Raw genomic sequence first — 21449 nt, forward strand, 5'->3', positions numbered from 1 at the left:
GGACGCCCGGCCGTGGGTACCCGGAGGGTCCACGTGCGACCGTCGCCGTCGCCACACAGCTCAGGGCCGCGTCCGAGGGCGGCCACGAGTCGAAGGAGCCCACGAACATGACGGACGTATCGAGCCGGGGGCCGGCCCCCGGCGACGACCGCAAGATGCTCACCAACCGGCAGGGGCATCCCGTCCACGACAACCAGAACCAGCGCACGGTCGGTGCCCGGGGCCCCGCCACGCTGGAGAACTACCAGTTCCTGGAGAAGATCAGCCACTTCGACCGCGAGCGGATCCCCGAGCGCGTCGTGCACGCCCGCGGGGTGACCGCGTACGGCTACTTCGAGGCGTACGGCACCTGGGGCGACGAGCCCATCGACCGCTACACCCGGGCCAAGCTGTTCCAGGAGCCGGGCAAGCGCACCGACCTCGCCGTCCGGTTCTCCACGGTCATCGGCGGACGCGACTCCGCGGAGACGGCCCGCGACCCCCGCGGCTTCGCCGTGAAGTTCTACACCGAGGACGGCAACTGGGACCTCGTCGGCAACAACCTGGGCGTCTTCTTCATCCGCGACGCGATCAAGTTCCCGGACGTCATCCACGCGCTCAAGCCGGACCCGGTGAGCTTCGAGCAGCAGCCCCGGCGCATCTTCGACTTCATGTCGCAGACGCCCGAGTCGATGCACATGCTGGTCAACCTGTTCAGCCCGCGGGGCATCCCGGCGGACTACCGCCACATGCAGGGCTTCGGCGTGAACACCTACAAGTGGGTCAACGCCGAGGGCAGGACGGTGCTGGTCAAGTACCACTGGATGCCCAAGCAGGGCGTGCGCAGCATGACCGAGGAGGACGCGGCCAACGTCCAGGCGCAGTCGCTCGGCCACGCCACCAAGGACCTCTACGACGCCGTGACGCGCGGTGACCACCCCGAGTGGGAACTGCTCGTCCAGATGATGGACGACCACGACCACCCGGAGCTCGACTTCGACCCGCTCGACGACACCAAGACCTGGCCCGAGCAGGACTTCCCGCCGAAGCCGGTCGGCCGGATGGTGCTGGACCGGATGCCGGACAACTACTTCGCCGAGAACGAGCAGATCTCCTTCGGCACCGGCGTCCTCGTCGACGGGCTGGACTTCTCCGACGACAAGATGCTCGTCGGCCGCACCTTCTCCTACAGCGACACCCAGCGCTACCGGGTCGGCCCGAACTACCTCCAGCTGCCCGTCAACCAGGCCAGGAACGCACACGTCCGCACCAACCAGCGCGACGGCCTGATGACGTACCACCAGGACGGCGCCGGCGAGAATCCGATCGTCAACTACGAGCCGTCGATCACCGGCGGCCTGCGCGAGGCGGAGTACCCGACGCACGACGAGCAGGGACCGGAGATCCGGGGCCGGCTCACCCGCAAGCGCATCCCCCGCGCCAACGACTACCTGCAGGCGGGGCAGCGCTATCTGCTGATGGAGCAGTGGGAGCGCGACGACCTGGTGGCGAACTTCGTCAACCTGCTCTCCCAGTGCGACCGGCCGGTGCAGGAGCGCATGGTGTGGCACTTCCTGTTGGTCGAGAACGACCTCGGCCTGCGGGTCGGCGAGGGGATCGGCATCAGCCCGCACGACGTGTCGCACCTGGAGCCGCTGGCCGGTCAGGACCTCACCGACGAGGACCGCGAGCGGCTGGCCAACCTCGGCAAGAACCCGCCGCGCGACGTCGAGGGCCTGACGATGACCCACTGCGTCCCGAACGAGCGGCACGTCGTGACGCGGTGACCCCTACCCCGGGCGGCGCAGTGCCGCCCGGGCCACCGTGAGAGCCTGCTCGGCGTAGCCGCGTCCGAACAGCACGGCGTGCACCAGCAGCGGGAAGAGCTGGTGGACGCCGACGCGGCCGGCCCAGCCCTCGGCGAGCGGCGCGGTCTCCTGGTAGCCCTCCAGGATCCGGTCCAGGTGCGGGCACCCGAAGAGGCTCAGCATCGCCAGGTCGGTCTCCCGGTGCCCGCCGTGCGCGGCCGGGTCGATCAGGTGGACATGCCCGTCATCGCCCCACAGCACGTTGCCGTTCCACAGGTCGCCGTGCAGCCGGGCGGGCGGCTCGGCGGGTCCCGCCAGCTCGGGCAGCCGCTCGCAGACCCGCTCGACATCGGCCGCCTCGCCCGACCGGACGACCCCCGCGTCCACCGCGCCGCGCAGGTACGGCAGCACGCGGTGCTCGGCGTACCAGCGCGGCCAGTCGTCCCCGGTGACGTTGCGCATCGGGGCGAGCCCGATGAAGGCGTCCTCGGGCCCGCCGGGTGGTGCGGCACCGAACGCGGGTGCGCCGGTGGCGTGCAGTGCCGCCAGCTCCCGGCCGAACCGGAACGCCGCCCGCGTACTCGCCGGCCCCCGCCCCACACGGTCGGTGACCAGCCAGCTCTCGTCGGCGCCGTGCACCACCGGTACCCGTACCGTGTGGGCGCCGGCCAGCCAACGCAGCCCGGCGGCCTCGGCCCGTGCCGCTCCGGTGCCGTCGCCGCGTTTGACGACGACCGTGCGCCCGTCGTCGAGGGTGACTTCGGTGAGCGCACCGGACAACGGGCGCTCACCGGTCGCCGGCCGGCCGGTGAACCGGGCCGCGGCGGCCGAGGGCGAGGTGGTGGGAGACACGCCGACCAGACTAGCCAGCCAGGCCTGTCGTCCGGACCAGGTCGGCCGAGAGTGACTCCGCTTCCCGCTCGGTCGGCACGACACGCCCCTGGGTCAGGGTGCGGCCGACTCGGTGAAAAACGCCCGGTACGCCGATCGAACGCCCCGGGCACGGGGGAGCAGTGGGACTATGACCAGTTCAGCATTTCAACGCACGATCACCTTGCCCGCCGTGGTGTGCGAGCAGGCCGCGCACCATCTCGAGCAGGCGGTCCAGAGGTCCATCGACGGCGCCGCGGCACCCTGGCGGGCGTTCCGCCGGGCCGACGGCGACGACTTCGCGTTCTCGGTGCCGGTCGTCGAGCAGGCCGCGGGCTGCCTGCTGGTGCTGGCCGCCGAGAGCGCCCAGAGCCTGCGGCCGTCCGCCCTGCGCGCCCTGATCACCGTCGCCCTGCATCTGCGGGACGCCGCCGAAGCCGTCCGCCGCCCCGCGCTGCCCAGCGGGACCTGGTGAGCGCAGGCGCCGCCGCGGGGGCGAAACAAACGCCGTGACCGGTTCCTGAGGATGTGCTTGGCTCGGCGGCATGGAGTTCACGCGCTTTCTCGACTGTCTCGCGGCCGACTACGACCGGCTGCGGACCGTCGTCGGCACCGACGCCGACGCACCGGTGCCGACCTGCCCCGGCTGGACCGTCGCGGACCTGTCCCGCCACGTCGGCGAGGTCTACCTGCACAAGACCGTGGCCATGCGCGAGGGCGTCGAGCCCGAGGCCTGGCCGCCGAAGGAGTTCGCCGAGGAGGAGCCGACGGCGCTGCTCGACCGCGGGTACACCGCACTGCGCGCCGAGTTCGCCACCCGGGCTCCCGGCACCCCGGCCGCCACCTGGTACGGCCCCGACCAGAGCGTCGGCTTCTGGATCCGGCGGATGGCACAGGAGACCGTCGTCCACCGCGTCGACGCGGAACTCGCCACCGGACGGCCCGTCACGCCGGTCCCGGACGATCTCGCCGTGGACGGGGTCGACGAGCTGCTCAAGATCTTCGCGGCCTACGCCGTCGCCGAGTGGGGGGACTACTTCACCGACATCCTCGCCGCCTCGCCCGGCCGCACGTTTCTGGTACGGGCCGGGGACGCCGCATGGCGGGTGCGGACCGGCCCCGGGGAGTTCACGGTGACGGACGGCGCGGAGGGCGGCCCGCCCGACGTGACGCTCAGCGGTTCCCCGGAGGCCGTCCTGCGCCGGCTGTGGAACCGGGACGGCGCCGACGGGGGCGTGACGGTCGAGGGCGACCCGGACGCGGTCGAGGAGCTGCGGCGCTGCATCGTCGTGGCGACCCAGTGAGCGGACACCCGTGACCGGCGGCCGCGGTCTTCGGGGTGCCGTCGGGGTGCCACCAGGGGCCGCGGTCACGGCCAGGAGCGCGGCCGGTACGGTGAGCAGCCCGAGCAAGGGGGAACCGGCCGGGCGGTGTGTCCGAGGCCACGCCGTCGACGAGAGCCGGGCCATGTTCCGCGGCGCGCGCGGCGGGCTACCGTTTCCGCGGACGTCACGTCACGTCACGTCCACGACGACCAGACTTCCTGTCCCCACGACGAGCAGTTCGGACGGCCCGGCAGTGCAAGCAGATCTCTCCCCCGTCATCGCGGCGACCGCCCAGTGGCTCACGTGCGCCTATCCGGCGTCCGGCGGTGCGCTGGCCTCCGCCCTCTGCGAGGTCCAGGCGCGGCAGGCCGTGACGGTCGCCGCCCGGTTGCGCTATCCGACCCCGATGGACGCCGCGCTGATGGGCATGGCGGGCCCCGGCGGCTCCGCGCGGCTCGACTGGACCACCGGCGCGGACGGGAACCCGGCCGACCCGGACCAGGATGCCTGGCGGACCTGGGTGGACGAGGTCGTCGCGAGCTGGGCGGCCTGTCTGCTGACCGACCCGGAGCTCGCGGCCCTGGCCGTGGCCGCGCTGGCCGACGGCGGATCCACGGCGGACGCGCCGGTCGAGTTCCGCCGCCTTCTCGCGCCCGACGCCCGCGACCGACAGGCAGCGGCGCTGCTGCGCCACCCCGACCTCGTCGCGCCCGTCGCCGAACTCCACCACACCGAGCTCGTCGACCGCCTGAACCCCGGCCGAGCCCTCGTCGCCTGACCCGGCCCGCCCAGGAACGCCGGGTCCGGCGGCGCCTGCCGGGCACTGAATGGTTCTGTCTGGCCCGGTGGTCTGTCGGGCGCTGATTCGTTCTGTCTGGCCCGGTGGTCTGTCGGGCGCTGATTCGTTCCGTCTGGACCGGCGGTCTGCCGGGCGCCGAATCGCCCCGCCCGGTCCGGTGGTCTGCCGGGCGCAGAACGGGCCCGCCGGTGCCCGGTGGCCCGCCGGGCACCGGATCGGCGTGCCCGGTCGGCGTCTTCGACGGGCACCGGGCGCGGGCAGCCTGGCCGGTCGGCCACTGCCGGTGGCTCCGCTCAGGCGGCCGTTCCCAGGGCCGCCTGCCCGGGTACGTCCGCGTCCCCGGCCCGTACCGCCACCGGCGCCGTGGTCCGGCGGCCGTGCAGGAGACGGCCCGCGCCGATGGTGCCGGCGATGATCAGTCCGCCCGCGACGAGGGCGCCACGCGGACCGGCGAGTTCCATCAGCAGCCCGAGTGCCGGCGGTCCACCGAGGCTCCACACCGTGCCGATGCTGCCCCACACCCCGAGCACCCGGCCCCGCAGGTGCGCGGGCGGGTCGGTCTGGAGCACCGCCGTACCCGCGGTGTCGGACACGGACTCCACCACGGCCATCGGCAACACCATCACCAGCAGGACGGTCAGCGACGGCGACATGCCCGCCACCACCTGCAACAGCCCGCCCGCCGCGGCCAGCACGCCCACGATCCGCACGGAGGGCCGGCGCAGCCGGGCGCCCAGGACCGCGCCGACGATGCCGCCGGCCGCCAGCGCTGTGGAGACGGTGCCGAACGACCCGGCACCGCCCGCGAGCGGCCCCGTGACGAGAACGGCCAGGGTGAGCTGGTAGTTGCGCCCGAAGACCGCACTGACCCCGGTGACACCGGCCAGCGCCAGCAGCCGGGGACGGCGCGCGAAGAAGGCCAGTCCCTCCCGGACGCTCATAGTGTCCGCCTCACCCCGGCGCTTCGCGGTCCCGGCGTGCCGGACCGCCCCACGCGCCGGACGCAGGAACGGGATGACCGAGGCCACGAACAGGAACGACAGCCCGTTGGCGGCGTAGGCGGCGGCCGTGCCGAGGAAGCCGACCGTCACTCCGGCCAGCGCGGCGCCCGTGAGCCGGCCCGCCTGGTGGACCAGCGCACCCACCCCGATCGCGGATGGCACGTCCTCGGCCGGGACCAGGTCGTTGCCCAGCAGTGAGCACGCCGGGCCGTCCACGGTGGCGATGACGCCGGTGACCGCGGCCAGCACCATCAGGGAGGTCACATCGAGGCGGTCCAGCGCCACCATGAGGGCCGTCACGAAAGCGACCGCGCCCAGCAGCGCCTGACTGACCGCGGCGGTCAGCTTCCGCGGCCAGCGGTCGACGGCCGCGCCACCGAACACGCTGATCAGCAGCGCGGGCGCGGCCTGGACGGACATGGACAGTCCCGTCGCGGCGGCGGACCCGGTGATCTGCAGGACCAGCAGGTTCTGCACCGTGAGCTGCATCCACGTACCGGCGTTCGACACGAAGTTCGCGACCGACCACCAGCGCATGCTGCGGTACCTCAGGGACCGCCACGGCGAACGGGACGCCGCCCCGGACGGGGACGCCGCCCCGGACGGTGCGGAGGCGGGACGCGGCGGGGCGGGGACAGGGGAAGAAGACACAGTGCGCCACTCGAAGGCGAGTCGTGAGACCCGGAAGGGTAAGGGGTCCGGTGGGAGAGGGCCGGCTGCGCTGCGCGGCCGCTCCACCGAGCCGGATGACGGCGCCGACCATCGTGGCAGAAGGGACCGGCGAGTCCTCGCCGCCGCCCGCCACCCCACTCGGCCCACAGGGATCAACGCCCTTTGACACCCCAGGACTTGATGTGCCGAGTGTGCTTGATCACAGCCCCCGGCACCCCCGTGTGAGGGCGCCTGCGGCCGTGACGGCGGCCACAACGGACCCGCGTACGCGCGCGGGCCCCTGGCCGCTGGGAGGCGGACACGCCCGCCGTCGGAGCATGAACGCAACTCGGTGGGGCACCCGGGGCACGCTCGTCAGCGCTCCGTCAGCGCTCGCGGAGGAAGGAAGGTCGTCCTCATGATGCCGATGGCGGCGTTCGGCCCACGGGCGCAGGACCGCCCGCCCTGGGCCCGGGTCCTGGTGACCGGCGGGGCGGGGTTCCTGGGCTCCCACCTGTGCACCCGCCTGCTCGGTTCAGGTGTCGAAGTCGACTGCCTGGACGACCTCTCCACCGGGCGGGCCGAGAAGGTGGCCCACCTCGCGGGCCGCCCCGGCTTCCGCTTCCTGGACAGGGACGTCGGCGAACCCGGCTGCGCGGACGCGCTCACCGGCCCCTACGACCTGGTCCTGCACCTGGCGGGCCCCACGGCCCCGGCCGCCCTGCCGGACCGTCCCGTGGCGGACCTCGACGCCGGTCGATCCGGCACCCGTACCGCGCTGGCCGTCGCCGCCCGGGACGGCGCCCGGTTCCTGCTCGCCTCCTCGCCGCCGCCGCTGTGCACCGGTTCGTACGCCGCCCGCGCCGAGGCGGTCCGCTCCTGCGAGGACCTGGTCACCGCGCACGCGGGCGCCCACGACACCAACGCCGGGATCGTCCGGCTGTTCACCGGCTACGGACCCGGCATGCGGACGGACGACGGAGGGACACCGGCCGCCTTCATCGAGCAGGCCCTGGCCGGCCGCCCGGTCACCGTCGCCGGGGACGGCAGCCGGACGTACCCGCTGTGCTACGTCGACGACATGGTCGACGGCGTGCTGCTGGTCGCGGCCGGCCGCTCGGTACGGCCCGTGGACCTCGGCGGCGACGAGGAGCCGACGGCCGTGGAGATCGCCCGCCGGGTGATCGGCCTGACCGGCTCCCACTCACCGCTGGTGTTCACCGGCGGGACGGGGGACCGGCCCGCCGAGCCCCGCCCGGTGACCGGATTCGCCCGCGAGATCTTCGGCTGGCTGCCGAGCGTGACCTGGCGGGACGGCCTGGAACGCACCATCGCCTCCCTCCGGGAACGACCCGCTCCGGTGCCGACGGCGACGACCGGACGGACGGGGGAGTGGTGGGCCTGAGGGCCGCCCGCCCCGGTCGGCGCCCACGTCGGCCGTCGACGGCACGGCGAGCACGTACGCCCGTACGGCACACGACGACGAGCACGCGCGTACCCCCACCGTGACACGGGTGAGGGGCCCGTCCACGGCGACGGGCCCCTCGCACGACGTTCCGGTGCGCGCGCTCAGCCGGACTTGCCCCGTCCGGACAGCGCGTCCCGTACCCGGTCGACCATCCCCGCACCGGGCGCCAAAAGCTTGTTCATCGGCGGCTTGTCCGGGGCGGACGGGTGCGGTCGCGTCGGCGCCGTCTTCTTCGCCTGGCGGACCTTGTCGCCCAGCCGGTCCAGGGCGTCCGCGGGACACGCCTCGCGGAGCCTCGGGAAGAGGTTGCCCTCCTCGTCGGCGACGTGCTCACGGATCTCGCTCATCAGCATGCCGACCAAGCGGTCGAACTCGGCGTCGTCCGCCGCGCAGCCCTCCAGGTCCTTCATGATCTGCTCGGCCTGGGCGTGGTCCTGGAGCTCCTTGTCCGCGAGGGCGCCCCCGTTCGGCACGTGCTCACGCACGGCCGGGTAGAGATACGCCTCCTCCGCCACAGAGTGCCGGACCAGCTCGATCGTGACCTGATCGGCGTACAGCTTGCGGTCCTTGTGACCGGACGGCAGCGCCTCGATCTTGCCGAAGAGCTCCTCGACCTCACGGTGATCGGTCGTCAGCTCGTCGATGACGTTTCCTCCGTGTCCCATGTCTCACCTCCGTCAAGGTCGTGGCGGTTACGGGACCCGACCCGCCACGGGCGTCGGGTCCCCCCGCACCCGGTGGGCTAACGCCCGGTTCGTGCGGTCCGGCTCAGACGCCCAGCCTGGCCCGGACACCACCCGCCGTCGCCGCGGGGCGGGCGGTGGCCCGGACCGAGCGGCGCACCAGGTGGGCGTCGTGCCGCAGACCCCGGGCGGCGTGACGTCCGCGCCACAGCAGCGAGGGGGCACTGCCGGTGTCGTCGGCCGCGATCAGCAGGCCGCCCATCATGGACAGGTTCTTCAGGAAGTGGATGCGCTGCTGGGCGCGCTCGGACGGGTCCTCCGCCTCCCAGTAGCGGTGGGCCGCCAAGGTGGTGGGGACCAGCGTCGCCGCGAGGGCCAGCGCGGCCGGGCGCGGACAGCGGCCGAGTCCGAGCAGGGCCCCGCCCACGACGTGTACGGCGCCGTTGAGCCGTACGAGGTGTTCCGTGCTGTCGGGCAGCACCGTCACCCGCTCGGTCACCGCCCGTACGACCGGCTCGGCGGCCGGGGCCAGGTCCCCCGGCCTGCGCAGCGCGTGCAGCCCGCCCGCGACGAACATCGAGGCGAGCATCGGGCGGCCGACCATACGCAGAAGACTCATGAGGCTCTCTCGCTCTCTCCAAGGGCCGTCGGATCACCAGGGGCGCGGTGCCCACTGGGATCATCGGGTGCCCGGACCGGTCGGCGCCATTCGGCGTCCGGCGCGGCCCCGGCGTCCGCAGGCACCGCGCCGTGCGGTTTCCGCGCAGTTCACAGGCCGGTGAGGAGCCGCGGCCGGAGGCTCGCCGGCACGGCGCCGGGGCGGCGCATCCGGCGCAGTGCCCGCGCTGACGGGCGGGAGGGACATCGTGCACCCCGAGCCGGACGACCTCTTGTGGGAGCGCTCCCAAGCCGGGCAGGATACGGGGGGTGACCTCGACTGCCACCGTACGCCCGTACCGTCCCGCCGACGCCCGGGACCTCGACGACATCTGCATCCGCACCGGGCACAACGGCGGGGACAGCCGGCCCGTGTACGCCGACCCCGCCGTCCTGCCCGCCGTCTTCGCCGCCCCCTACGTCCACCTGGACCCGGACCTGGCCTTCGTGCTGGACGACGGGCAGGGCCGGGCGGTCGGCTACGTCCTCGGCACGGCGGACACCCCGCGCTTCGCCGCGGAGTTCCGCACCCGGTGGCTGCCGCGGGTCGCGGACCGCCATCCGGCGCCGAAGGGACCGCCCGCCACCCCGGACGAGGTCATCGCCGGCCTGCTGCACGACCCGGAGCGGATGATCGTCCCCGAGCTGGCCGCGTACCCGGCCCATCTGCACATCGACCTGTTGCCCGAGTGGCAGGGCCGCGGGCACGGGCGGACCCTGATGCGGACGTTCTGGCGGGCGCTGCGGGAACGCGGGGTGCCGGCCGTCCACCTGGTCATGGCGACGGCCAACACACCCGCGCGGGCCTTCTACGACACGATGGGTTTCCACGTGATCGAGGCGGCCGGTCTGGATCCCGCGGACGTCACCTGCCTCGGACGTTCGACGCGGGACACGGGTCGGTCCTGACGCGCCGGGCGGTGGTCAGGCGACGCCCAGCCGGTAGACGTTGAAGGCACGGCGGATCACCGGCTGGGCCACGTTGCGCACCCGCACCCCGCCCGCCGTCATCCCGTGCTCCGAGCCCAGGTGGGCGTGGCCGTGGACGGCCAGGTCCGCGCCCGCGGTGTCGATCGCCTCGGCCAGCAGGTAGCTGCCGAGGAACGGGTGGATCTCCGGCGGCTCCCCGGCGAGCGTGTCGGCGACGGGGGAGAAGTGCGTCAGCGCCACCCGGGCCGCGCAGCCCTCGTCGTCCAGTTCCTTCAGCGCGGCGTGCAGGCTGTCCGCCGAGCGGCGCGTGGTGCGGACGAACTCCTTCATGATCGGCTCGCCGAACTCTCCCGCGCTGCGCCCGACGAAACCGCCGCCGAACCCCTTGGTCCCGGCGATCCCCACCCGGGTCCCCGCGCACTCCACGACGGTCCCCTCACCCTCCAGGACCGTCACGCCGGCGTCCTGGAGGAGGGCGGTGACCTTCTCGGGCTGTTCGTCGTGGTGGTCGTGGTTGCCGAGGACGGCCACCACCGGCACCGGCAGGTCGCGTACTTCCTGTGCCACCACGCGCGCCTCCTCCGGGGTGCCGTGCCGGGTGAGGTCGCCGGCGAGCAGCAGCAGGTCGGCGCAGTCTGGCAGGGTCTCGAAGGCGGGCCGCAGCAGCCCCTGGCTGTCCAGCCCCATGTGGATGTCTCCGACGGCGGCGACGCGGATCATCACAGCTCCTCCGCATGGTCGGGCCGGGTGGTCTCCGCCACCACGACATCGGCGTGCACGGTGAGACCGGCCAACTCCTCGTGGGCGACCCGCAGGAGGGTCTCGCGGCACTGCGCCGAGGGCACCGTGCCGGTGATCACGATCGCCCCGGCCCGGATCTCGGCCCGTACGCCGAGTTCGCCGAGCTCCTCCGCGGCGAGCCGGTCGCGCAGGTGGGCGACGCGGTACTCGACGTTCCCGGCCGCGGAAGCGGGGCCACTCGCCGCGGGGCCCTGGTGTGCGACGGGGTCGCTCATCACTGTCCCTCCTTCGCGGGACCGGCCGTGGGACCGGCAGCGGGTCCGGCCGTGGGACCGGCAGCGGGTCCGGCCGTGGGACCGGCAGCGGGTCCGGCCGTGGGTCCGGCAGCCGGACCCGCCGTGGGACCGGCCGGGGTGCCGGCCGCCGGACCCGGGCCGGCCGGGGAGATGATCTCCAGCCGTTCGAGGATGAAGAAGAACGCGGCCGGCATCGGGGCGTCCCCGCAGTCCCGGCGCAACTGGCCCCAGTCGATCTTCTCCCGCAGCGTGCGGGCGATCGGCAGCACCGCCCCGAAGTCGCAGTGGTGCTCCGAGAAGGCCGCCAGCAGACCGCGCAGCAGATCGGTCGGCGACAGGACGGGCATGAGCACCGAGTCGACCGACAGCTCCTGCGCCCGGGCCAGCAGCTCCGCCGTGACGGGCTCGTGCGCCAGCTCGAAGATGAGGTCGACCTGCTGTCCCAGGCAGTGGGCCTTCAGCAGCCAGTCCTCGGGCGGCGTGTAGACCACCAGTCCGGCCTCCCGCAGCGTGGCGGCGACGGCCTCCGCGTCGTCGGGCCGGATGCAGAAGTCGACGTCGTGCTGGAGGTTCTGGGTGCCGCCGTGCGCGTAGACGGCGACGCTGCCGGCCAGCGCGAACGGGTGCTCGTTCTTCTTCAGGATCGACCCCACCTGCTTGGCGGCCTGCAGGATCGCCTGGTTGCGGTCGAGCGGGAGGTCCTCATGGCGTGCGTCGTTCTGGGGCACGAGTCCGGGGTCCCCCGCCGCCAGACGGAGCTCGGATACGCCGGCGCGCTGGTCGAGAGCGTGGTCGTCGGCGGGCTGCGTCATCACTGTCCCCTTTCCAAGCTGTTCCCCGGATGCTCCCCGGCTGTGCGCTGGTGCGGACCGTCCCGGTGGCCCTCCCTGGCGTGCGGGTACCCGGCGTGTCACCGCCGACACGAGGGGCGCCCCCGGACATGAGGCGTTCCCGGCGGATCCGGGGCACTCGAGCGGCATGAGCGACGAACGCGACATGAAAGACGACCAGGACGTGAAGAGTGAACGGGCGGGCCGCCGGACCGTGGAACGGCTGGTGGCGGCCTGGCTGGCGGAGACCGAGCGGCACGACCCCGCCGCGGCCCGTGAGGCCCGCACCGGCTGGGAACGGGGCGCCCTGTCCGAGGGCGCCGCCCAGGACCTGGCCACCTGGGTCACGGCCAGGATCACGGACACCGGCTTCACGGAGGACGAGGGCCCCTATGTCGAGGGCCCGGTCCGGATCACGCCGGCCGACAAGGACGCCGTGCACGGCTGGCTGCGGGCCCGGGGGCATGCGGTCTGACGCATCGGGCGCCCGCGGCGCCGGGACGTCAGCAGTCCGGCGGCCGCCATTCGAACATCAGGATCGTGGCGTCGTCCCGCAACCGGCCGGTCTGCGAGTCCAGGATCGAGTGGATCAGGCGCCGCAGTGTCTCCGGCGCCAGCTCGCCGCCGGCCATGGCCCGGATGACGTAGTCGGCGAAGCGTTCGAGCCCGAACAGCTCCTCCTCCCGGGTGCGCGCCTCGGTGACCCCGTCGGTGTACACCATCACGCGGTCACCCGGCTCCAGACGTGTCTCGTGCGTCAGGCGCGGCCCGGGGTACATCCGGGCGGGCACGCCCATCGGCGGATCCGCCTCCCGCGCCAGGGCGTCGACGAGCAACTGCTCACCCCTGATCAGCAGGGGCGCGGGGTGACCGCAGTTGCTCCAGCGCAGCAGACCGGTCTCGAACTCCAGCTGGGCGAGGACCGCGGTGCAGTACTGGTCCGGCAGCCAGCGCGACAGCGCGTCGTCCACGGACTCCACGAGCTCGGGCAGGTCGGCCCCGTTGCGCCGGGCGTTGCGGCAGGCGGCCAGCGCGACCGCGCTGGTCAGCCCGGAGGCCAGGTCGTGTCCCATGGAGTCGATCACCGCGACGTGCAACGTCGTCCGGGTGAGGGAGTGGTCGAAGGCGTCCCCACCGATCTCGTAGGCCGGTTCCAGGACGGCCGTCGACACGACGTGGGCGTTGCCGATGGTGCGTGGGGGCAGGAACGCGCGCAGCATCTCGGAGGGCAACCGCATCTGTTCCGTGCGGGTGTGCCGGACCAGGGAGTCCTCGAACGCCCGCTTCGAGCTGATCATCATCGCCAGGAGGGAGGCCAGCGCCCGGCTCCGGGTCAGCGTGGCCGCGGTGAGCGCCGACGCGTGCACGGCCAGCACACCGAGCCGCTCGGCACCGTCCAGCAGGGGCAGCCACGCCGTGACGCCGCCCGTCTCGGACTCCTCCACCCGCAGCGACTGCGTACGGTACGCCCAGCCCGCGAGCGAGCCGTCGACGGGGAGGGGCGACACCACGTCGGTCTGCGGAATGAGACGCCGTTGCTGCAGGTCGGACAGGTAGACCACCGCGTGCGGCAGACCCAGGGCCTGGGCGCAGTGGGTCACCGCGGCGGCCAGTTCCAGCGTCAGGTGGGCCGGGTCGGCGAGGAACCGCAGCAGCAGCGCGTCGCTCGCCTCTGACGTCGACACCTGGCCTCCCCTCGTCGGCCCCCGTTGAGGAACCCGCCGTGACGGGCCGCGCTGCGCAGCAGTCTGTCACCGCGCGCCCCGCCTCGCCCGCCGTGCGGAGCACATGCCGGTGGCTCACCCGCCGCGCGCTTCGGCCCGCGCAGACAGGGCACGCGTCCGGCGTACGCCCCGAGTACCTGAGGAGTGGTGCCACATGACCGAGTACGAGCGTTCCCGCACCATGCCCGCCCAGCCCGAGCAGATCTTCGACCAGGTCGCGAACGTCGGCCGGCTGGACACCTGGCTCCCCCGGGACCTGCACGTGGAGCCCGAGGACCCGCCCGCCGTCACCGTGCACGAGGACCGCACCGACCAGGACACCTCCGCTCTGCTGAGCGCCCGGCCCGAGCAGATGCGGCTCGAATGGGGCACCCGCGACCAGGGCAGCTACGCCGGCTGGCTCCAGGTCGCCGGCCTCGACAGCGGGGCCAGTGAGGTGACGGTGCACCTGTCCTTCTTCGACGAGGATCACGACCCGGGGCAACGCGCGGTCGCCGACGCCCTCGACACCAGCCTGCGGCGACTGGAGGAGCAGGTACGGATGGGCACGGACGACGCGGCCGGGTGACGGACAGGGCCGCCGTTGCCCGCCGGTGACATCCGGGACGAAACCGTAACGGGTGAAGAGGGCAACCCATGCCGGTCATGTCGGGTCGTACAGGGAAGGAACGTACGACACCGACGAACCGACCTGGGGGAAACATGCACGTCCGATCCCGAGGAGTCCGCCTCGCCGTGGCCGCGCTGGCGGCCGGCGCGGCCGTCGCCGTGGCCGCCGTCCCGGCGACCGCGGCCACGCCGGAACCCGGCCCGCCCGCCTTCCTGCAGCCGAGCGAACTGCCGCCGCACCGCAGCTCCGACTGGTACGCCGGACCGGTCACCGCCGGGCAGCCCGACCCGCTGCCGATGTGCGTCGGCGAGGCGCTGCCGTCCACCGCGTCCCACCGCCGGTACTGGACCGAGTACGACACCGGCGCCCTCCAGGTCACGGTCGTCGAGCGCAGCACGCGGCGGGCCGAGGAACTCGCCGCCCTGCTGCGCGCGGACCTCGCGGACTGCGCGCGCGAGGTGATGGAGCGGTACCCCGACATCACCGCCACGCAGAAGTACTACGGCCGGCTGAACGTGGAGGAGGGGGCCCACGTCTACGGCGTCCACACGGTCGCCGAGTGGGGCGCCTCCGACATCGGCCTGTTCTCGGTCGGCCGGGACGGCAGGACCGTCACCGTCGTCCAGTGGGGCCAGATGGGCACCTTCGAGCACGCGCAGGTGGCCGACTTCAGGGCCACCACGGTCACGGCCGTGGACAAGCTGTACTGAACGCGTGGGGCGGGCCGGTGGACCGGCCCGCCCCGTGGTGTGCTCCGGCGCCCGTCAGCAGTCCGGTACGCCGGCGATCTTCTCGCCGCCCCGCAGGTACAGGTTGCTGACCCAGGCGATGTCGCTCCCCGAGAACTCCTGCACGGCCGTCCACCAGCCGTTGCCGCCGACGGCCGGGTCGTCCACGTACTGCCCCCGCTTCTGGCAGACGGCGTCCAGCCAGGAGGCGGAGCGGACCGCGAGTACGGGGGAGTCGGTGGTGGGCTGCTGGCGCAGCTTGACGTCCCCGGCCCAGATGTAGACGTCGGTGAGCGCCGGGTCCCCGCCGCGCGGAGCGGCCGGGACTGCCTGGGCCGTGGTGGCGAGCGCGCCGACGGTGAGCGCGGCCGCGGCCAGCGCGGTGGAGCAGTGGTGCGTCCGTCGCTTCATGTGTGGTTCCCCCAGGTGGTGAGTGACCGGTCGCCGCGACCGGCCGCGGCGCGGCGGAGCCGCGATCCTGTCGTGCCGACGGGACGGCCCGGAGCGGACGTCGCCGGTCTCGTACGGCTCGTCCGCTGTCGGCCTGTCGGCCTGTCGGCCTGTCGGCCCGTCCGCTGTCGGCCGTCCGCTCTCGGCTCGACCGTGTACCGCGCGGCCCGCACCGAGCACTGTAGGGACGACTGGGACACCGGTGTTCCTGACAAGTGTCAGGGCGCCGGTGATCCGGTGGGGCACGCGACCCGACAGCCCAGGTGTCCGCGCCGCGGCCCGGGGCACTCACTGGCCATGCACGCACACCACTGCCCGAAGCTGGACCGCACCCTGGCACTGCTCACCGAGGGATACGCCTGGCTGCCCAACCGCATGCGCGACAGTCCCGACTCCGTCGTGCGCACCCGGCTGCTCGGCAGGCCCGCGCTCGCCGTGCGCGGCCCGGAGGCCGTGCGCTTCTTCTACGACGAGGGACACGTCCACCGCCACGGCGCCATCCCCGCACCCGTGCTGGACACCCTGTTCGGACAGGGCGCGGTCCACACCCTCGACGGGGGCGCCCACCGCACCCGCAAGGAACTGTTCCTGCCGCTGCTCGACCCCGACCGGGTCGCCGGCCTCACCGAACACGTCACCGCCGCTTGGGACGAGGCCGTACGCGCCTGGAGCGGACGCCCCCGCGTCGTGCTGTTCGACGCGGCGGGCGTGGTGCTCACCCGTGGCGTCTGCCGCTGGGCCGGGCTTCCGTCCGGGGCCTTCGACGCGGAGCCACTGGCGCGGGACCTCGTCGCGATGGTCGACGGTTTCGCCACCCCGGGACCGCTCCACCTGCGGGCCCGCCGCGCCCGCGCCCGGCAGGAAGAGCGGTTGGCCCGCCTGGTCGAGGACGTGCGCTCCGGGGCCGTCACCGCCCCCGCGGACTCGGTGCTCGAGCGCGTGGCCCGGCATCACGACACCCCGGGCGGACCGCTGGACGCCGGGACGGCGGCGGTGGAACTGCTGAACGTCCTGCGCCCCACCGCCGCCGTGAGCTGGTTCGTGGCCTTCGCCGCCCACGCCCTGCACCGGTGGCCGGAGCACCGGGAACGACTGCGCGCCGGTGACGGCGCCTTCGCCACGGCGTTCGCGCACGAGGTCCGCCGCTTCTATCCGTTCGCCCCGTTCCTCGGCGGCCGGACCGTCACCGAGCTGACCTGGCACGGCGCATCGGTCCCCGCAGGAGGGATCCTGCTGCTCGACGTGTACGGCCAGAACCACGACGAGGAACTCTGGGGCGACCCCTACGCCTTCCGGCCCGAGCGGTTCCTGGACCGGCCCGCCGAGCGCGACGAACTGATCCCGCAGGGCGGCGGCGACCCCGCCACCGGTCACCGCTGCCCCGGCGAGCGCATCACCGTGGGCCTGCTGGAGTCCCTCGCGGTGCGGCTGGCCCGCCTGGAGTACACCGTCCCCGACCAGGACCTGCGCATCCCGCTGCGCCGCGTCCCGACCCGCCCGCGCAGCGGCTTCGCCGTCACCGGCGTACGCGTCCCCTGACATGTCGCCCGACACCGAGCCGGTGCTGCACCGGGAAGGCGGTGTGGGAGCCGGTGGGCGGGGCGACGACCGGCGCCCGTCCGCCTGCGTCGACGCCTCGTCAGACGCCCACCGGTGTATGGCCGGTTGGCTGATCGTTCGTAACCGTGCGGGTGGGTCACCGACCCGGGCGGACGACGCGAGCGTCACCCGAATGGCCCCTGAGCGCTACTGGTCACGGGCGATCCGGTGTCTTCTGGAGGGTGTCAGCGGCGTCCAGGCTGGGAGGCCGAACATGTACGAAATGTGCGTGGGCCCGGAGAAGGCGGGCGGAGCGTTGGTGTGGCACGTGATGGCCAAACAGGCCGCGGCCACCCTCTGCGGACAGAAGCTCCGCGAACGTATCGAAGCATCCGACGGCGAACGGGCACGTCACTGCCCGGACTGCATGGCTTCGTTCGAGAAGTTGATGGCAGCCACGCCGTGCTGACGGACCGTCCGCACAGAGTCCGCCCCGCCGCAGCCCGCGGCGGGGCGGACGGCGTACGGTGGCCGGCGTGCCCGCCGACCGGGCGAGACCCCGGAGCCGGACCCCGGAGCCGGACCCAGGAGCCGGACAGCGGGGCGTCCCGCGGCACCCCTTCGCGGCGGACCCGACCTGACCCCCCTTCATCCGGCGCGGCCCCACGCCGACGAGGCGGGAAGCCGCCGTCCCGGCGTGCCGATGGGTGTCGGCCACCGGCGTATGTGGGTGTCGTCCCCGATGGCCGTGTGCGCGCCCCGCGTGTGACCGTGGAGCGACGCCGTGCCCCGGGGGTCTTCCCGGGGGCCGGGGACGTTGCGGCAGGGCGCCCCGTCCCGCCCGCTCACGGGTGGCGACGCGTGGCTCGTTCCGGGGGCGCTGTCCGCGCCCCGCGTGCCGGGGGCGACCGGTGACCGTCGCGGTGTACCGCCACGGACGAGGGGCCCTGGTGCGGCACCCGTCCGTCCGTGCGCGTCGGCGTCCGGCCGGCGCCCCGTCGGATCCGGGAGCGGTGTCGTGGCACCGGCGCCGGCCGACGGCGCCCCGCCGTTGGACAGATCACGCGTCACAGGTGAAGGAGAACCCGTATCCATCCCCGTCAAGTGAAGCCCTTCCGGCCCTCCGTACGGTCGAAGGCGGTGACCCGTGGGACACGCTGACACTCTGCTCGCCATGGGCGGTGCCTTTCTGGCCGCCGCGTTCCTCGCCCGTCTCGGCGGCAGGATCGGACTTCCGACGATTCCCCTCTTCATGCTCGCCGGCATCCTGCTCGGCCCCCACACCCCGGGCTTCGTCCTGGTCGAGGACGCGCACGACTTCGAGATGCTCTCCGCGCTCGGACTGGTGCTGCTGCTCTTCTACCTGGGGCTGGAGTTCCACCTCGACGACCTCAGGAGCGGCGGCAAACGGCTGCTGACCGCGGGCGGCGTCTACCTGCTGCTGAACGTGGGCGCCGGCCTCGGCTTCGGGTTCGTCCTCGGCTGGGGCGTGCGGGAGGCGCTGGTGCTCGCCGGCGTGCTCGGCATCTCGTCCTCCGCGATCGTCACCAAGATCCTCATCGACCTGGGCCGGATCGGCCGCCCGGAGACCCGTCTGATCCTCGGTGTCATCGTCGTGGAGGACATCTTCCTCGCGCTGTACCTGGCCGCCCTCCAGCCGGTCGTCGCGGGCGCGCACGGCGTCGTGGACACGGCCCTGCAGGCCGGCAAGGCCTTCGGCTTCCTGCTGGCACTGGCCGCCGCGGCCCGCTACGGCACGCGGCTCGTGGGCCGTCTCATCGCGACCCGGGACGACGAACTGCTCGTCATCAGCTTCCTCGGGGCCGCCGTGCTGGTCGCCGGTGTCTCCGAGGTCCTCGGCGTCGCCGACGCCATCGGCGCCTTCATGGTGGGGCTGATCCTCGCCGGCACCCCGTCCGGGCCACGGATCCGCGAACTGGTGCACCCGCTCCGGGACGCCTTCGCGGCGATCTTCTTCTTCGCCTTCGGACTCGCCATCGACCCCGACGACCTCGCCTCCGTCGCCGGCCCGGTCGCCGCGGCCGCGGCACTGACCGTCGTCATGAACGTCCTCGCCGGACTGTGCGTCGCCCGTGTGTACCGCTACGGTGCCCAGCCCGCGGCCGAGATCGCCACCACCCTGGTCGCCCGCGGGGAGTTCGCGCTGATCCTGGCCGCGATGGCCGCGGGGGCGGGGCTCGACGGGCGGCTCGCCCCCTTCATCGCCGGTTACGTGCTGGTCCTGGCCGTCCTCGGCCCCGTCGTCGCGGCACGGGCGCACCTGCTCGCCGGTGCCCTGCGGGCGGCCGGCCGACTGCTGCCCGGCGCGCGCAGGCGGGCCGGGACTCCGGCCGGCCGCCGTGGCGGGGACCCGCGGGACGGCGACGCGTCGATGCCCGCGGCCGGCTCCGCCCCGTACTCGGCGTCCCCGGCCTCCTCGGCGTCCCCGGCCTCCTCGGCGTCCCCGGCCTCCCCGGCCTCCCCGGCCTCCTCGGCGTCTTCGGCGCGCGCGGAGGGCGGGCGGTAGGGCCGGGGTACGGTCCCGGCGGCCCGGCCGGTGTCCGCCTGGCGCGGCGGACCCGAGCCGGCCGGCGGCCACGCGGACACCGGCGTCGCGATCGCCCGGGTGAGCGCCGGTCACCTGCCCCGGCCGTCACCTCACCCCGCGCCCCGGTGGGACAATCTGACCGCAGGATCGGTGTCCGATGCCGTGGTCGGAGCCGGCCGGGACCGGAAGGAGCCGTCAGCATGATCGAGTGGGTGCCCCTGGCCGGCGGTGCCAGACCCGTTCCCCGGCCGGTCGCCGCTCCCCTGGTGTGGGCGGGCGCCTTCGGTGGCGCGCTCGTCCTGGTGGCGCTGCTCAACGGCGTCGTGGGCGCGGGCCGCCCGGGGCTCGCGCTGGCCGTGCTCTCCCTGCTGGCGGCCGTGCTCGGACTCTGCGCCCGGTTCACGGCCGCCCCGGGGACGGCCGTCCTGTGCTGGCTGTCCCTCAACGGCTTCGCCGTCCCGCCGGCCGGCACACTGACCTGGGCCGGCCGGCGGGACGCGCTCTGGCTGGCCTGTCTGCTCGGCGCGACCCTGGTCGGCACGGCGCTGGCCCGGCTCCGCCACGCCCGGGCCGCCTACCGCCGGTTGACCGCGGCCACCGGTCCCGAGGGGCCGGAGTCGTACGACGCCTGACCGGAGTCGTGCGACGCCTGATCCGTTTCCGCCAGGTGGCCCGGGTGGGGGAGGGCTCCGCCGGGCGCCCGGCGGAGCCCTCCCACCGCCCCCTGGTCAGGCGGTGTGCAGGGTGAGCCCGTAGCGGCCCAGTATCTCGTTGACGGGCTGGAACCAGGTCTCCCCGCCGCCGGAGCAGTTGCCCCAGCCGCCCGAGGTGACGCCCTGTGCCTGGTCGCCGCTGATGAAGGAGCCTCCCGAGTCGCCGCCCTCGGCGCAGACGCTGGTCTTCGTCATCTGGCGCACCGCGCCCTGGCTGTAGTTGACCGTCTCGTTCTTGGCCAGCACGGTGCCGCAGTGCCAGTGGGTGGTGGAGCCGGAGCGGCACACCGAGGCGCCGACGGGTGCCTCGTTCGAACCGCGCACGAGCTGGTCGGAGACCGTGCCCCAGCCCAGGACGACCGGCACCGTCCACCAGCCGCTGCCCACACTGACCCAGGCGTAGTCGTTCTCGGGGAACGACGAGCCCTGAAACGTGCCGATGTACGAGCGGTCCCAGCCGCTGACGCCGGCGCCCGCCCGGCCGCAGTGCCCGGCGGTGACGAATCCGCCGTGCACCGAGAAGCCGATGGAGCAGCGGACGTTGCCGGTGTAGTACGGGTCGCCGCCGACCGTGCCCGCCGCGAAGGTCCGCGGCGCCGACGGCACCGTCCGCACCGTGACCGGGCCGGCCTCGCGGGCCCGGTCCACGAACCGCCGGACATCGTTGTCGGCGCGCTCGCCCGCCACCACGTCGACGACCACCGCGTTGGCGGCCGGGTCGACGTGCCAACTGCTGACGCCGGCGGGGGCGTCCAGGCGGTCGATGCGTGTCTTGGCCGCGTCGAGCTGCCGCTCGCTGTGCTGCACGGTGCGGACCAGCGCGCCGGTGGCGCGCACCGCCCGTACCGTCGCGGGCGCCGCGTCCGAGGTGACGGCGACGGTCAGCCGCCCGGCGTCGGCGTCGAACCACGAGCCGCCGAAGGCGTTCCCGGCGGCCCGGCGCGCCTCGGGTGCGAGGCCGGTGGCACGGCGTTCGGCGGCGAGCCGGTCCTCGGCCTCGGCCGCGGTGAGACCGAAGTCCCGCCGCATGGCCTCGAGAAGACCGGCGGAGGCGGCCGGCTCCGCCGCTGAGGAGCCGGGGGAGCCGGGGGAGGGGGAG

The 21449-nt window shown here is 74.0% G+C and carries 22 protein-coding genes and 1 pseudogene; 13 read left to right on the forward strand and 10 right to left on the reverse strand.

Annotated elements, in window-relative coordinates:
* Positions 1-107: 107 nt before the first annotated feature.
* Complete coding sequence (locus KUM32_RS17055; RefSeq protein ID WP_217142761.1) at positions 108-1766, forward strand: catalase; 1659 nt, start codon at positions 108-110, stop codon at positions 1764-1766.
* 3 nt (positions 1767-1769) lie between these two features.
* Here KUM32_RS17055 and KUM32_RS17060 read toward each other — a convergent pair whose 3' ends face one another.
* Positions 1770-2639 carry a fructosamine kinase family protein gene (locus KUM32_RS17060; RefSeq protein ID WP_217142762.1) on the reverse strand — a complete coding sequence of 290 codons (870 nt, stop codon included), beginning with the start codon at positions 2637-2639 and terminating at the stop codon, positions 1770-1772.
* A gap of 169 nt (positions 2640-2808) precedes the next feature.
* On the opposite strand from KUM32_RS17060, the gene KUM32_RS17065 reads away from it, so the two are divergent.
* The 3 genes from KUM32_RS17065 (at position 2809) to KUM32_RS17075 (ending at position 4760) form a co-directional block, all read left to right on the forward strand.
* Entirely contained in the window at positions 2809-3132 is a 324-nt protein-coding gene (locus tag KUM32_RS17065; RefSeq protein WP_217142763.1) for a hypothetical protein, read from the forward strand.
* 70 nt (positions 3133-3202) lie between these two features.
* On the forward strand, positions 3203-3961 hold the full coding sequence (locus KUM32_RS17070; RefSeq protein ID WP_217142764.1) for a maleylpyruvate isomerase family mycothiol-dependent enzyme: 759 nt from the start codon (positions 3203-3205) through the stop codon (positions 3959-3961).
* Between the two features lie 274 nt (positions 3962-4235).
* The gene (locus tag KUM32_RS17075) at positions 4236-4760 is read left to right on the forward strand and encodes a hypothetical protein (RefSeq protein ID WP_217142765.1); all 525 of its coding nucleotides are present in this window, start codon (positions 4236-4238) and stop codon (positions 4758-4760) included.
* Positions 4761-5074: 314 nt separating this feature from the next.
* Here the strand turns inward: KUM32_RS17075 and KUM32_RS17080 are convergent, their stop codons facing one another.
* Complete coding sequence (locus tag KUM32_RS17080) at positions 5075-6319, reverse strand: MFS transporter (protein ID WP_254405700.1); 1245 nt, start codon at positions 6317-6319, stop codon at positions 5075-5077.
* A 532-nt stretch (positions 6320-6851) separates the two neighbouring features.
* Here KUM32_RS17080 and KUM32_RS17085 point away from each other — a divergent pair.
* A complete protein-coding gene (locus KUM32_RS17085; RefSeq protein WP_217142767.1) occupies positions 6852-7838 on the forward strand; it encodes an NAD-dependent epimerase/dehydratase family protein in 987 nt (328 codons plus the stop codon).
* Positions 7839-8002: 164 nt separating this feature from the next.
* Here KUM32_RS17085 and KUM32_RS17090 read toward each other — a convergent pair whose 3' ends face one another.
* Positions 8003-8566: a hemerythrin domain-containing protein gene (locus KUM32_RS17090; RefSeq protein ID WP_217142768.1), complete on the reverse strand. Its 564-nt coding sequence runs from the start codon at positions 8564-8566 to the stop codon at positions 8003-8005.
* A gap of 103 nt (positions 8567-8669) precedes the next feature.
* Complete coding sequence (locus KUM32_RS17095) at positions 8670-9203, reverse strand: DoxX family protein (RefSeq protein ID WP_217142769.1); 534 nt, start codon at positions 9201-9203, stop codon at positions 8670-8672.
* A 308-nt stretch (positions 9204-9511) separates the two neighbouring features.
* Here KUM32_RS17095 and KUM32_RS17100 point away from each other — a divergent pair, with 308 nt between their 5' ends.
* Complete coding sequence (locus KUM32_RS17100; RefSeq protein ID WP_217142770.1) at positions 9512-10150, forward strand: N-acetyltransferase; 639 nt, start codon at positions 9512-9514, stop codon at positions 10148-10150.
* Positions 10151-10165: 15 nt separating this feature from the next.
* On the opposite strand, the gene KUM32_RS17105 is transcribed toward KUM32_RS17100, so the two are convergent.
* The 3 genes and pseudogenes from KUM32_RS17105 to KUM32_RS17115 form a co-directional block, all read right to left on the reverse strand.
* A complete protein-coding gene (locus KUM32_RS17105; protein WP_217142771.1) occupies positions 10166-10891 on the reverse strand; it encodes a metallophosphoesterase in 726 nt (241 codons plus the stop codon).
* Positions 10891-11187: a BON domain-containing protein gene (locus KUM32_RS17110; protein WP_217142772.1), complete on the reverse strand. Its 297-nt coding sequence runs from the start codon at positions 11185-11187 to the stop codon at positions 10891-10893. Before KUM32_RS17110 ends, KUM32_RS17105 begins: the two co-directional genes overlap by 1 nt.
* Positions 11188-11330: 143 nt before the next feature.
* Positions 11331-12020: pseudogene (locus KUM32_RS17115) on the reverse strand (nucleotidyltransferase family protein); the annotation flags it as partial.
* A gap of 166 nt (positions 12021-12186) precedes the next feature.
* Here KUM32_RS17115 and KUM32_RS17120 point away from each other — a divergent pair.
* Positions 12187-12513 (forward strand): hypothetical protein, encoded by a 327-nt coding sequence (locus KUM32_RS17120; protein ID WP_217142774.1) that lies wholly within the window; start codon positions 12187-12189, stop codon positions 12511-12513.
* A gap of 28 nt (positions 12514-12541) precedes the next feature.
* Here KUM32_RS17120 and KUM32_RS17125 read toward each other — a convergent pair whose 3' ends face one another.
* Positions 12542-13723, reverse strand: coding sequence for a PP2C family protein-serine/threonine phosphatase (locus KUM32_RS17125; protein WP_217142775.1), 1182 nt, complete (start codon positions 13721-13723; stop codon positions 12542-12544).
* Between the two features lie 193 nt (positions 13724-13916).
* On the opposite strand from KUM32_RS17125, the gene KUM32_RS17130 reads away from it, so the two are divergent.
* Positions 13917-14330 carry an SRPBCC family protein gene (locus KUM32_RS17130; RefSeq protein WP_217142776.1) on the forward strand — a complete coding sequence of 138 codons (414 nt, stop codon included), beginning with the start codon at positions 13917-13919 and terminating at the stop codon, positions 14328-14330.
* A gap of 134 nt (positions 14331-14464) precedes the next feature.
* Positions 14465-15082, forward strand: a complete 618-nt coding sequence (locus KUM32_RS17135) for a hypothetical protein (RefSeq protein ID WP_217142777.1) — start codon at positions 14465-14467, stop codon at positions 15080-15082.
* A gap of 54 nt (positions 15083-15136) precedes the next feature.
* Here KUM32_RS17135 and KUM32_RS17140 read toward each other — a convergent pair whose 3' ends face one another.
* On the reverse strand, positions 15137-15511 hold the full coding sequence (locus KUM32_RS17140) for a peptidase M23 (RefSeq protein WP_217142778.1): 375 nt from the start codon (positions 15509-15511) through the stop codon (positions 15137-15139).
* A gap of 336 nt (positions 15512-15847) precedes the next feature.
* On the opposite strand from KUM32_RS17140, the gene KUM32_RS17145 reads away from it, so the two are divergent.
* The 4 genes from KUM32_RS17145 to KUM32_RS17160 all read left to right on the forward strand — a co-directional run bounded on the left by KUM32_RS17145 (position 15848) and on the right by KUM32_RS17160 (position 20269).
* Entirely contained in the window at positions 15848-17089 is a 1242-nt protein-coding gene (locus KUM32_RS17145) for a cytochrome P450 (RefSeq protein WP_217142779.1), read from the forward strand.
* 274 nt (positions 17090-17363) lie between these two features.
* Positions 17364-17558, forward strand: coding sequence for a hypothetical protein (locus KUM32_RS17150; protein WP_217142780.1), 195 nt, complete (start codon positions 17364-17366; stop codon positions 17556-17558).
* A 678-nt stretch (positions 17559-18236) separates the two neighbouring features.
* Positions 18237-19616: a cation:proton antiporter gene (locus KUM32_RS17155; protein ID WP_217142781.1), complete on the forward strand. Its 1380-nt coding sequence runs from the start codon at positions 18237-18239 to the stop codon at positions 19614-19616.
* Positions 19617-19837: 221 nt separating this feature from the next.
* Positions 19838-20269 carry a hypothetical protein gene (locus KUM32_RS17160; protein WP_217142782.1) on the forward strand — a complete coding sequence of 144 codons (432 nt, stop codon included), beginning with the start codon at positions 19838-19840 and terminating at the stop codon, positions 20267-20269.
* Positions 20270-20365: 96 nt separating this feature from the next.
* Here KUM32_RS17160 and KUM32_RS17165 read toward each other — a convergent pair.
* Positions 20366-21449 (reverse strand): S1 family peptidase (locus tag KUM32_RS17165; protein ID WP_217142783.1); only part of this gene is annotated, 1084 nt, incomplete at its 5' end.

Source organism: Streptomyces sp. AC627_RSS907 (assembly GCF_019049165.1).